Here is a 12,154-nt window from a genome sequence, read left to right on the forward strand (position 1 = left end):
AGTTGAAGCGTGAAAGCCCAAAGCGTAAAAGGTTATGCGCGAGGCACAAAGCCCACCGCTTGATAGGCTTTAGCTAAAGTAACCGCCGCTTTGGCAGACGCTTTTTCTGCGCCGACTTTCATCACTTCATCCATGTAAGCGCGGTCTTCACGGATACGCTTGTATTCCGCTTGAATTGGCTCAAGCATCGCGACAATGGCTTCACCAACGTCTTTCTTAAATGGGCCGTACATTTCCACGCCTGCGTATTGCGCTTCAATTTCCGCAAAAGATTTACCAGTCGCAGCAGAATACAACCCCATCAAGTTTGAAATGCCCGCTTTGTTTTCGACATCATGGGCGATGCGTGGTGGCATTTCGGTATCAGTTTGTGCTTTGTTGATCTTCTTCAAAATCGACTTAGGTTCTTCCAAAATCGTAATCACGTTTTTACGGTTATCATCCGATTTCGACATCTTCTTAGTCGCATCTTGCAGGCTCATTACGCGCGCATTCACTTGCGGAATGTACGGCTCTGGAATTTGGAAAATCGGCTCATCTGGGCTGTAAACATTGTTAAAACGGTTCGCAATATCACGCGCCAATTCCAAATGTTGTTTCTGATCGTTACCGACTGGCACTTGATGCGCGCCATACAACAAAATATCTGCCGCCATTAAGACTGGGTAAGCAAATAAACCAGCGTTAACATCATTCGCATAACGCTGAGATTTGTCTTTAAACTGAGTCATACGATTCAGTTCGCCCATTTGGGTATAACAGTTTAAAAGCCAGCCTAGTTGAGCATGTTCTGGTACGTGTGACTGAACGAATAACGTGCTCTTTTTAGGGTCAACACCAACCGCAAGACAGACCGCTAACGCATCTAACGTTGCTTCATGTAATGCTTTCGGATCTTGGCGAACCGTGATCGCATGCAAATCAACCACACAATATTGGCAGTCGTAGTCATCTTGCATTTGTTGCCATTGACGTAGAGCACCCAAGTAGTTACCAATACTCAGTTCACCTGACGGTTGAACACCACTTAATACAATGGGTTTGCTCATGCTTCTTTCCTTTACCTGTTTTATCCAATGAGGACGAATTAAAAATAATGCCTGCTTTCCATTTAACAGGAAATAACAGGCATTTCAGTTTACTGATCTGGCTCGGTTTGACTAGCGTTTTATCGGACTAATTGCAGGGATTTAGGCAATTAATGAGAAACGGCTAGCACATCCAAAAGCTCAGCAATATTATCGGCCACAAAATCCGGCGCTGAGTCAGAGATAGGCTCGCCGTGGTTGTAGCCGTAAGTTAAGGCAAAGGAATGACAACCGGCATTTTTCGCCGCCAATACATCATTTTTCGAATCCCCGACCATCAACATATTGTTCGCACTGACTTGATGTTTTTCGAGCAGCCAGTTTAACGCCATAGGGTCCGGCTTTTTATTCGGGAAATCATCGCCGCCAATCACGTCGACAAATAAATCGGCAATGCCATGTTGCGCGAGAATATCTGGAACAAAAGCTGACGGTTTATTGGTGACAATCGCCATTTTAAAACCGGCGGCGTGCAAGGCTTGCAGGGTCGATTTCACATTGTCATACAGATGACTTAAGCGATGCCCACCTTGATGATAATACTCATCAAAACGCACTCGTGCTTGCTTAACCAAATCTGCATCCAAACGATTATCGACCACAATATTTTGGCTCAACGCACGAGCGATCAGCACATCAGCACCATTACCGACCCAGTCGCGTACTTGTTCTGCCGTTACCGCCGGAAAGTCAAAGCTACGCACTGCCAAATCCGCCGCTTCGGCTAAATCAGGCACGCTGTCGAGTAAGGTTCCATCTAAATCAAATGCGATTAATTGAATATCTTGTAATGCCATCACAACGTCCATTTACAAAAAAACAGGCTTGAGTGTATCCCAAGCCTGTTTTTATATCGACCCTATTAAATAAGTGCTTATTTAACTTGTTCCAACTCCGCACGCATTTGATCAATCACTTCTTTGTAATCCGGTTGATTAAAGATGGCAGACCCAGCGACAAACATATCCGCGCCCGCTTCCGCAATTTCACGAATATTATCGACTTTGACACCACCATCAATTTCCAAGCGAATATTACGACCACTCGCATCAATACGCTTACGTACTTCACGAAGTTTGTCTAAAGTGGATGGAATGAACGATTGACCGCCAAAACCTGGGTTCACTGACATCAACAAGATCATATCCACTTTATCCATGATGTAGTCTAAGTGATGCAATGGCGTGGCAGGGTTAAACACCACACCTGCTTGGCAACCATGTTCTTTAATCAATTGCAAAGTACGGTCAACGTGCTCTGTGGCTTCAATATGGAAAGTAATCATGCTGGCACCAGCTTTGGCAAACTCGGGCACAATCGCGTCCACTGGTTTCACCATAAGGTGAACATCGATTGGCGCGGTAATGCCGTAATCACGTAGCGCTTTACAGATTGGCGCACCAAAAGTCAGATTTGGCACATAGTGATTATCCATCACATCAAAGTGAACAACATCCGCACCAGCCGCCAATACTTTTTCTACATCTTCCCCTAAGCGGGCAAAGTCAGCAGAGAGAATGGAAGGGGCAATCAAAAAGTCTTTCATGGATAACTCCGAATAAGGCCAAATCAGTCAAAGCTCAATCGTTAAACACGTTGAGTATAATTTCGGCGCAAGTTTACCCAAGCAAACGATTAGATACAAGGCGGGAGGATGTTTACGGGTGGATAGTCACGGTATTTCAGCACGGATTTCGTTATTCAGGCGCTGTGCTGCTCGTGACTCGATAAAGATATAAAAATAAGTAACAAAAGAATGAGTAGCCCAGCGAGAATAGTTTCGGTCGAGTCTCGTTGCTCGGACGCTGCGCTGCTCGTAGCTCGAAAAAACGACAACCCAACAACAAAATCGGGAACCGAAATAGGAAAACTTCGAGTAACGAGAAGTGAAACGACCGAGAATCCGAGTAACGAAATGATTAAATCAACTCTTCCCGCCTAACAAACTATTTACTGAAAACAAAATCAACAACAATATGGAAATCATCGAGCCACGAGAAGTGAAACGACCGAGAATCCGAGTAACGAACCTACCCTTTCGCTTCAAACAACGCCAACAACTCATCGACCTTATTACGGCCTGAGCCATTGCGGCTGATGGTGCGCTTCACTTTTACTACATTCAATTTCGCGCCTTTGTACAAGCGGCGCGTTAATGCAGTATCGTGGTTAGAAATAAGAACCGGGATATCTCGTTGTGCTGCGGTTTGTTCTGCAATGCTAGCCAACTCGGCTTGATCATCGAGTGAAAAGCCATTGCCAGCATACGAGGTAAAGTTGCTCGCCTGTGCCAGCGGCGCGTACGGTGGATCGCAATACACAACGCAACCTTTGCGTGCGCGTGCGAAAGTTTGCGGGTAGCTTTCACAGACGAAGGTGGCTTTTTTGGCTTTTTCCGCAAAGTGCAGCATTTCATTTTCAGGGAAATAGGGTTTTTTATACGAACCAAACGGCACATTAAAACCGCCCTTTTTGTTATAACGGCATAAGCCATTAAAACCGAAACGATTCATATACAGAAACGCCAATGAGCGGAAGAAGGTATCTTGGCTTTGGTTAAAATCGGCTCGAATGCCCAAATACACTTCTTTGCGATTATATTCCGCAGTAAAGAAACGTTGCGCCTCTTGAATGAAGGTATCTGGCTGCTCTTTTAGCAGGTTATAAAGATTGATCAAATCAGGGTTGATGTCGGCCAATAGATATTGTTCGTAGTCGGTATTCAAAAAGACCGAACCCGCACCAACAAAAGGTTCAACTAGCTTTCTGCCTTCTGGTAGGTGACGTTGAATGTCTTCAACTAATCCGTATTTACCGCCTGCCCATTTGAGGAAAGCTCGCTGCTTTTTCATCTACTTAACTACTCACCGACCACAATGTTTTCACCAACCCACTAATCTCAGTCAAACTAACCAATATCAATGGGTTGGGGAATGTAACATATTTCAGCGACAAACTCAGCGTTATTTCGTACGTTCAATCTCTTGATGTACTTGCGCCATGGATTTTGGCCAAGGTTGCTCTTTTTGCAAAGAAAGAGGTAACTCTTGCGCCGCATCTCTCGTTTCCTGAATATTAGCGAAATCTTGGTAAGTCACGATATACCAATGAACTTGGTTGCGCAGCGTTCGATAAACACGGACTTTGCCATCCAAATCATACATATTAATAAAGTTAATCGCTTCTTTCTCTTGAGTCACGGCTGCGAGTTGCAAGGTATAACGCGTTTCAGGAACCGCCAATAACTCTTTATCTGCCAGGACGATACTTCCATTATCCAAGGTTGGAGCGGCTTGAGTCGCCTCTACTTCTGAATTCGTCACCTTGGCATCTTTAGGCGTATCACCATCTAATAAAGCATCAACGACATTAGCAGGCACAACCACACGCTTTTGTTCAGATTCGGATTCATCACCAACGGTTAAGGTTTTATCGGTCACCGCCTGAGGTAATGTCTCTTCTTTTTCATTGTTGCTCACTTGTGAGTCATCCGCTGCCGATACGCTACTATCGGCGCCGCTGACTGCTAGCTCGGGCTCAACAACTTGCGAGACCGACTCAGCAGCGCTGTCGACTTCAACGAGTTGATCTTGAACTCGTGCTTGATAACTTGTCCACCAAGACCAGCCACCAAGCGCTAATAAAATAATGATGATCGCAATCAGAGATCGTTTGACCCAACACACAACAGGCGGACGATGATGCTCTGCCAAATCCAACAGATTCGCAGGGTAAAGCTCAACTGAATGCATTTCTTTGTATATTGATTGTTTTTTCTTTTCAGTGTCAATATGACTACTAGGAATAACCAATTGCTCAACAAATTCATTGGCTTCATCTTGCGATAACGCTTCCACCTTAAGATGCTTAAACTCAGGTTTTGGTGATGTCGAAACAGAAGCTGAATCGATTAACCCAGTGCAAGAAAATAACACTACGTTTATTTGCCAAAGTGGGTTGTTTTGCGCTTCTAAAACTAATTGCGCTAACTCATCGAGCAAATGATCGGCTAGTAAATTCGCATCATCGACAATGATAGTAGCTTTGCAATCTTGGTCTTTACGAAATGCCTGCAAACTTTCCAGTAAGGTTTCTTCACCAGTACAAAAGCTGTCTGACAACAATTGCCCTAACAACACACTGCGTTGATGTTCTGCCGTTTGCGATGGTAAACAAATTAAAAAAGATAAGGTTTGAATAACTTTATCGGTATTCAGAAAGCGCTGAGCTAACCAAGATTTACCAGAACCTGGTTCACCTTCGACACAAATCAGATTTGAATTTTGGTGGGTTAACCTTTGCAAACTGTCTAATAATTGCGTTTGCGATTCTAATTGCACCATCGGTGCACCATCATGAGTCATGCTCATTGCTTGCCTCTAAATAAACAGAAGAATAATTGTTTGTTAATTAACACGTTAGTCAATTATATATGTCAAATAAATACAAATTTACGCAAGCGCTTAAAAAAGCCTTTGAGATGAATCTACCTCAAAGGCCTTCGATTATCGGCAGGCTTCTATGGCTTGCCTTATAATAGTTTCACCGGTATCACCGAGCACTTCGGCTGAGCCAATACCCGTTGGCAGAATCAAACGTAACTGCCCCGCCAATACTTTTTTATCTCTCATCATATGCTTGATGAAATGGTCAAAGTTCATGGTTTCGGGTGTATGAATCGGTAATTTGGCTTTCAATAAAATTGCACGTATACGTTCGACCTGTTCTGCGGTCACGAGTTCCCGTAATAATGAAGTTTGTGCAGCCATCATAGTTCCTGCCGCCACCGCTTCACCATGCAACCAATTTCCATACCCCATTTCAGCTTCAATCGCATGCCCATAAGTATGACCAAGATTAAGCAACGCTCGAACGCCTGCTTCTTTTTCATCGGCATTCACGACATCCGCCTTAATTTGGCAACAACGTGCAATCGCCTGGCATAGCGCCGCATTATCCAGCGCAACCAAGTCATCCATATTCTGTTCAAGCCAAGCAAAAAATTCACTATCGATAATAATGCCGTACTTAATCACTTCCGCCATGCCCGCTGCAAACTCACGCGCAGGTAAAGTGTCCAGACAATCAGTATCAATAATTACAGATTTAGGCTGATAAAATGCCCCAATCATATTTTTACCCAGCGGGTGATTGACCGCGGTTTTACCACCGACCGATGAATCGACTTGCGACAATAAAGTGGTCGGCACCTGAATGAAATCCACACCGCGATGATAACAAGCGGCAGCAAACCCCACGAGGTCACCAATCACCCCACCACCAAGTGCCACTAAAACCACATCACGGTTATAGTTTCCTTCAAGTAAGAAAGTCATGATGGTATTGAAAGTTTCGAGCGATTTATATTGCTCACCATCCGGCAAGCTCAGTAACGCTACGTCACATTTTAGACTTTGCAGCGTCTCTATTAAGCGGGGAGCGTACAAGGGAGCGACTGTGTCATTACTGATCACGACCACTTTTTGCTTCGCTTTTAGATGTGAGAAAAGCGCAGGATCGTTTAACAATCCAGCGCCAATCGAGATCGGATAACTTCGCTCAGCAAGATCCACATTAATCCGTTCCATGGTTTGGGTCTCCTAAGCTATGGGCTAATTTTCGTCTAGCATTTTAACAATAAGGTTTGCCACAACTTTGGCACTTTGGTCATCGGTACGAACCGTATAATCGGCAATTTCTTCGTACAGAGGGTTACGTTCTGCCGCCAAGGCTTCCAGTACCTCACGCGGTTCACCCGTTTGCAGTAAAGGACGCTTTTTATCACGATTAGTACGTGCCAATTGTTTTTCAATGGTGGTTTCAAGGTAAACAACAATACCTCGAGCAGAAAGACGGTTGCGGTTCTCTTTGCTCTTAATCGAGCCACCACCCGTCGCAAGCACGATGCCTTGCTCTTGAGTTAAATCATCGATAACCGCTTCTTCACGAACGCGGAAACCTTCTTCACCTTCTACATCAAATACCCAACTGATGTCTGCACCAGTGCGTTGCTCAATAACCGTATCAGAATCTAAAAACTCCATGTGCAGCTGTTGAGCTAGATGTCTACCAATTGTACTTTTGCCGGCACCCATTGGGCCAACAAGAAAAATATTGCGTTTTTCGGCCATGTTTAGCAGTAATTCAACGTTAATTTAATGACATTGCCAGCGGATAAATCATTTAACACTTTGTTTTTACGCAACAAAGCCTAAATTAGATATCATTGTGGCACCTAATTCCTCACAGATAATTCGTGATCAGACCCGAAATTATCTAAGTATGGTGCCACTAATGCAACTTTAATTTTACTAAGTGTGAATTTATCTTGATGTCCATTCGGCATCCAAAATGGATTTTCTTACTGCAAAATCACTTTTGGTGTCACAAAAATCAATAGTTCACTTTTGCCATAGTTTTCATAACTACGACGGAACAAGGCGCCTAGGTAAGGAATATCGCCTAACAATGGCACCTTATCTACACTGGTTTGCACCGAATGCTGATAAATACCACCAAGCACTACCGTCTCGCCGTTATCAACCAAAACTTGAGTGCCAATACGTTGAGTATCAATCGCTACGGCTTCACCATCCCCCGTTTTCACTACTTCACCGGGTCTATCTTGAGTCACGCTTAAATCCAATACTAAACGGTTGTCTGGGGTAATTTGTGGCGTCACTTTCAAACTTAATACCGCCTTTTTAAAGCTCACTGAAGTCGCACCACTAGAAGACGCTTCTAAATATGGGATTTCCGTACCTTGTTCAATATAGGCTGGCTGTTTGTTGGTTGTAATCAAACGTGGGCTAGAAATAATTTCCGCTTTAGATTCCGCCTCCAAAGCCGACAATTCTAAATCCAATAACGTATCCGAGCCCAGTTTCGCCACTTGGAAAGCGATACTGGATGCATTTGAGCTGGTTGCGGCTAAATTCACGTTTAAGAAATCGTCAATACCAACTTTGGAGTCTCCAGCGCCAGTAAAGTCGATGCTATCTCGGCCTGATGCAATGCCCGCTTGTCCGACCGTGCTCTCAATCGTTCCACCGGTTGAAAATGAACCATTAGTTTCTGCAATCCCCCAGCGCACCCCGAGATCTTGTAAGTTACCCTCGCTCACGGTGACGATACGAGCTTCGATTTGCACTTGTTTTACTGGGATATCCAGAGACTCCACAATGCCTTTAATGATCTCAATATTATTCGGTAAATCTCGAATCAATAGTGAGTTAGTACGTTCATCAACCGTAATATTACCTCGGCTAGACAGCATGCTGATTTCCCCTTCACCACCGATAAGAGCGGCGATATCGGACGCTTTAGCGAAGTTAATTTGGATCAGTTCAGAACTTAAGTCTCCTAATTCTTCTTGTAGACGAGCTTGTTCTAAACGTTGCTTTTGCTGTGCATCCAATTCCGCTTTCGGTGCAACCAAAACAACATTACCTTCCACACGCTTATCGAGACCTTTAACCTGCAAAATAATATCAAGCACTTGCTGCCACGGCACACCATCTAAACGTAAGGTTAAGTTGCCTGTCACTGAGTCTGATACCACCAGGTTAAAACCATTGTAATCGGCAATTAACTGCAACACATTCCGTACCGGAATATCTTGGAAGTTAATCGAAATCTTTTTGTTTTCAGCATCCAATGCGGTTTTTTGCTTTGTAGTGGTAGATTTAGCTTGAGCCTTCACTTCAGATACCGTGATCTCTAGATCATTCCCTTTGATGCGGTAATCGTAAGTGAAATTGCCTGAAATGCTGGCTTGTAATTGAGTATTCTCTTCTTCGCGAAAAACTTCCACCGTACTAACTGCAGTGGAAAAATCTTTCACATCAATGACGTATAGATTGTCATCGGTCACTGAGGTCTGAATCAAGTCAATATTCAAACCTTGAGCATTTTTCTTGATATCAACTGCCGATGCCGACGAGGCCATCTTGACAACAATCATCCCTTCTTTTTGTTTATTTAATCGAAAATCTAAGCCAAGAAATTGGTTACTGATGGCTTGTTGTTTGGTTTGAGAAGCCTTAGCGGTGCTGTTTGAAGCACTGGCAGCAAAAGCCGACTGTTCCGAGATAAATAGACAGGCCATCATCGATACTACTGCCAATCGAGAAGTCCAACCTGCTAGCGTTAATCCTTTATGCATAATTTAATACTCAATTATTATCTACATGTCTGTGGAAATGATTTATTTCAGCGCTAACTTCACGTTTCGCTGTTGCCAACATCCCAAGCCATCTGGGAGGGTTTCTTTGATTAAAATAAATTGCGGTGTGACTTCTGCCACTTTGCCGTTGTTCAAGCCAACGTATTCGCCCGCCAGGACTTCAACCAATGTGCCCTGTGGCGTTTGAACTAACCCGGAAATACTGCCTTTACTGCCCATCACCCCACGCAGATGCAATTGCTCTAATGGGTATTGCTCAAGCGCTCCGGTTTTACTGCGCAAACCAGGTTGCCAACAGTCTTGTTTAATACGAGGCTGATTGGCGACCGCAACTGCAGGCAAACTGAACGGTTCACGTAACTGTGCGCCGTTGTACTTGGTTGCTTTAAATGTTTTTTCTGGTTCCAGCTGCGCTATCTCTTTGCGCGATTGGTTTTCAACTTGAGAAATAAAGCTCTCAATAGAGTCATTAGATTGCTCACAGCCCGCTAGTAACGCGACGGAAAGCAAGGTTAAAGTGGGTTTTATCATTTGCTTTCCTCCGGTTTAAATTGATAGGTATAAGCGCGAACACGGAAGTGCAATGTGCTACTTTCCTGACTGACACGTTGCCACTCCACATTATGCAGGCTGATGATTCGGGGTAGCTTGGCGATCGCTTCCGAGAAATCACCGATATCGTTATAAGCACCGGTCAATTCAATGTTCAAAGGAAGACGATATAAAAACTCTTGAACCTGCTTCTCACCCCAGTCGACACGAGTAAAAGTCAGATCATTTTTGAGCCCTTGTTCGTTGACCGCTGATAACATGCTGGCCAATTCTTTTTGTACTGGAAGCTGCTTCAATAGGTATTGGTAACGGGTATTAAGCTCATCAAGTTGGGCTTGCAACTGTGGTAATGCCGCCACTTTTGCGGCTTTGATTCGAATCGAACTTTTTAATGTCACTTCTTGTTGACGAATTTGCTCCAGTTCATCGTTTTGCGGCGACAAATAAAACCAAGCGCCGACCACTTGCAATACGATGACTAACGCTCCGATAACCACAAGTTGCGGTAAAAGTGGCCATTCAGGCATATCTTCAAAATCAAGATCACGAAAATCGACCATTACTGCGCTCCTTTTTTAGCCACTTTGTTCGCTTCATTTGCGACTTCAACGGGTTGATCATCAAATCGGAATGACAATTTGAAACTTTGAAATTTCTTACCAAATAACACTTTGCCTGAAATGATCGAGTGCATTTCAACATCCGCGAGCCAAGTAGAGTTTTCAAAGTTATCTAACATGGTCGCCAAACGTGCTGTGCTATCGCTTACCCCAGCCATCTCAACTTCTCTGCCGCTCATCTTAATTTTGTCTACATAGACACCTTCAGGGACGAGCTCTGGCATCAAGTTCATAAAGTCTGTGGTTTTATTACGTTCATTTTGTAGCGATTCCACTAAGCGCAGACGAGTCAAAATCGATTTATGCTTAGCTTCGATTTCTTTCAGGTTCACCAACTGCTTATCCAGCTTGGCGATATACGCTTGTAATTGCTGGTTTCGAGCCTGCTGCTCACTTTTCAAATGATCGATATACAAGCTACCGCACCACTGCAAAAAGGCTGCAAATAGAACACCAAGCACCACCATGCCGTAAAAACGTTGTTTATATTGCTGCCGCTTCTCTTCACGCCAAGGCAGCAAGTTAATGTCATGCAACATGCTTTCCTCCTTGCCACTGAATACCACGAATGGCCAGGCCTGCCGCAACCCCAAAAGTACAAGGCTCAACCTCATCTTTATTTTTCACTTTGCCTTGTAGCAAGGTCAGTGGGTTAAGCACTTCTACCGGTAGGTTTAACTTGTCAGATAAGGCTTCATCAATCGCGACTAATGTTGCCCCCCCACCAGTAAGCCAAATACCTTCAATTTTGTACTGCTGATTAACAGAGGCATACATGCTTAATTGACGAGTGAGTCGCTCGGCTAACTCAGAAATAAACTCATCTTGTTCATCCAGTTGCAGGCTTAAATTGGAGTCCACCGCAGCTGGAGCGGGCTTAATGCTTTTGGCACCAAACGGCAAATCTTTGTAATACGCAGGGCGACCAGGAGGCAAAATACAGACCGACGTTTGGCTTTTACCTATATCAACCAACAACCAATTACTTTTTTCGGCCTCGATCTGACTAGCCAGTTGCCACACACGTAGCAAACCGTGCGCTTGAATATCCATCACGATAGGTTTGAAGCCTGACTTTTTAACCGCATCCATCCGGCTTTCAATCACTTCTTTACGTGTGGCATAGACTTGATAGGTTGAGGTAGGCGCACGTTTAACGACATCTGATTCGACTCGAACATAATCGAGACTGAGTTCTTCAACTGGAAATGGCGATTGCTGCCCGAACACTTGATAAATCGCAAATTCTTTTTCACGCTCATCCAGTTCACTGTCAATATGCAGCAATTTACTGATCACCGCGTTGTCAGGAACCGAAAGCACCACGTTTCGAGCCATCATTGGCAGCTGTTTTTTCAGCTCTTTTAATTTTTTGACAATCTCTTGATGATTCAATGTGTGGTTATCTGAAAAAATAGCGTCTGTTGCTGGCACTTCTTTATAACTAACCAGTTCAAACAATTCTCCAGCGGGTTTCATGACCACAGCTTTAATACTGTGATGACCAATATCGATCCCCGTGACAAAAGATTTACCCATATTGCTAGGCTCCAGCGAGAGGTTATCGCCTCTCAATCAAAAAGGTTGGATTAATGATTTCGTTGTTTTAATGAAATACGCATCTTTGACGTTTTATGGTCTAGGTGGTTAAGTCGCACCAACGAGTTAAATCCTCATGACTTAAAAACCACATAACGGCATGACTAAAT

The 12,154-nt window shown here is 44.0% G+C and carries 12 protein-coding genes; all 12 read right to left on the reverse strand.

The window, feature by feature from the left end; translation table 11 throughout:
* Positions 1-32 precede the first annotated feature (32 nt).
* On the reverse strand, positions 33-1,049 hold the full coding sequence (gene trpS, locus Vgang_RS11030; protein WP_105902883.1) for a tryptophan--tRNA ligase: 1,017 nt from the start codon (positions 1,047-1,049) through the stop codon (positions 33-35).
* Positions 1,050-1,198: 149 nt separating this feature from the next.
* Entirely contained in the window at positions 1,199-1,885 is a 687-nt protein-coding gene (locus Vgang_RS11035; protein WP_105902882.1) for a phosphoglycolate phosphatase, read from the reverse strand.
* A 77-nt stretch (positions 1,886-1,962) separates the two neighbouring features.
* The gene (gene rpe / locus Vgang_RS11040) at positions 1,963-2,634 is read right to left on the reverse strand and encodes a ribulose-phosphate 3-epimerase (RefSeq protein WP_105902881.1); all 672 of its coding nucleotides are present in this window, start codon (positions 2,632-2,634) and stop codon (positions 1,963-1,965) included.
* A 484-nt stretch (positions 2,635-3,118) separates the two neighbouring features.
* Complete coding sequence (dam, locus tag Vgang_RS11045) at positions 3,119-3,940, reverse strand: adenine-specific DNA-methyltransferase (protein ID WP_105902880.1); 822 nt, start codon at positions 3,938-3,940, stop codon at positions 3,119-3,121.
* Between the two features lie 111 nt (positions 3,941-4,051).
* On the reverse strand, positions 4,052-5,458 hold the full coding sequence (locus tag Vgang_RS11050; protein ID WP_105902879.1) for an SPOR domain-containing protein: 1,407 nt from the start codon (positions 5,456-5,458) through the stop codon (positions 4,052-4,054).
* A 135-nt stretch (positions 5,459-5,593) separates the two neighbouring features.
* Positions 5,594-6,676 carry a 3-dehydroquinate synthase gene (aroB, locus tag Vgang_RS11055; protein ID WP_105902878.1) on the reverse strand — a complete coding sequence of 361 codons (1,083 nt, stop codon included), beginning with the start codon at positions 6,674-6,676 and terminating at the stop codon, positions 5,594-5,596.
* Between the two features lie 24 nt (positions 6,677-6,700).
* The gene (gene aroK, locus Vgang_RS11060; RefSeq protein ID WP_105902877.1) at positions 6,701-7,219 is read right to left on the reverse strand and encodes a shikimate kinase AroK; all 519 of its coding nucleotides are present in this window, start codon (positions 7,217-7,219) and stop codon (positions 6,701-6,703) included.
* 230 nt (positions 7,220-7,449) lie between these two features.
* Positions 7,450-9,252, reverse strand: coding sequence for a type IV pilus secretin PilQ (locus Vgang_RS11065; RefSeq protein WP_211294085.1), 1,803 nt, complete (start codon positions 9,250-9,252; stop codon positions 7,450-7,452).
* Between the two features lie 42 nt (positions 9,253-9,294).
* Entirely contained in the window at positions 9,295-9,804 is a 510-nt protein-coding gene (locus tag Vgang_RS11070; RefSeq protein ID WP_105902876.1) for a pilus assembly protein PilP, read from the reverse strand.
* Complete coding sequence (gene pilO / locus Vgang_RS11075) at positions 9,801-10,385, reverse strand: type IV pilus inner membrane component PilO (protein WP_105902875.1); 585 nt, start codon at positions 10,383-10,385, stop codon at positions 9,801-9,803. Before pilO ends, Vgang_RS11070 begins: the two co-directional genes overlap by 4 nt.
* Positions 10,385-10,984, reverse strand: coding sequence for a PilN domain-containing protein (locus tag Vgang_RS11080; protein ID WP_105902874.1), 600 nt, complete (start codon positions 10,982-10,984; stop codon positions 10,385-10,387). Before Vgang_RS11080 ends, pilO begins: the two co-directional genes overlap by 1 nt.
* On the reverse strand, positions 10,974-11,984 hold the full coding sequence (pilM, locus tag Vgang_RS11085) for a type IV pilus assembly protein PilM (protein WP_105902873.1): 1,011 nt from the start codon (positions 11,982-11,984) through the stop codon (positions 10,974-10,976). The genes Vgang_RS11080 and pilM overlap by 11 nt, the downstream gene beginning before the upstream one ends.
* Positions 11,985-12,154 lie beyond the last annotated feature (170 nt).

Origin of the sequence: Vibrio gangliei (assembly GCF_026001925.1) — a bacterium.
GTDB lineage: Bacteria > Pseudomonadota > Gammaproteobacteria > Enterobacterales > Vibrionaceae > Vibrio > Vibrio gangliei.

Coding starts and splice junctions, on each gene's coding strand:
- trpS (WP_105902883.1), bottom strand. CDS start 1,049: ATGAGCAAACCCATTGTATTAAGTGGTGTTCAACCGTCAGGTGAACTG.
- Vgang_RS11035 (WP_105902882.1), bottom strand. CDS start 1,885: ATGGCATTACAAGATATTCAATTAATCGCATTTGATTTAGATGGAACC.
- rpe (WP_105902881.1), bottom strand. CDS start 2,634: ATGAAAGACTTTTTGATTGCCCCTTCCATTCTCTCTGCTGACTTTGCC.
- dam (WP_105902880.1), bottom strand. CDS start 3,940: ATGAAAAAGCAGCGAGCTTTCCTCAAATGGGCAGGCGGTAAATACGGA.
- Vgang_RS11050 (WP_105902879.1), bottom strand. CDS start 5,458: ATGAGCATGACTCATGATGGTGCACCGATGGTGCAATTAGAATCGCAA.
- aroB (WP_105902878.1), bottom strand. CDS start 6,676: ATGGAACGGATTAATGTGGATCTTGCTGAGCGAAGTTATCCGATCTCG.
- aroK (WP_105902877.1), bottom strand. CDS start 7,219: ATGGCCGAAAAACGCAATATTTTTCTTGTTGGCCCAATGGGTGCCGGC.
- Vgang_RS11065 (WP_211294085.1), bottom strand. CDS start 9,252: ATGCATAAAGGATTAACGCTAGCAGGTTGGACTTCTCGATTGGCAGTA.
- Vgang_RS11070 (WP_105902876.1), bottom strand. CDS start 9,804: ATGATAAAACCCACTTTAACCTTGCTTTCCGTCGCGTTACTAGCGGGC.
- pilO (WP_105902875.1), bottom strand. CDS start 10,385: ATGGTCGATTTTCGTGATCTTGATTTTGAAGATATGCCTGAATGGCCA.
- Vgang_RS11080 (WP_105902874.1), bottom strand. CDS start 10,984: ATGTTGCATGACATTAACTTGCTGCCTTGGCGTGAAGAGAAGCGGCAG.
- pilM (WP_105902873.1), bottom strand. CDS start 11,984: ATGGGTAAATCTTTTGTCACGGGGATCGATATTGGTCATCACAGTATT.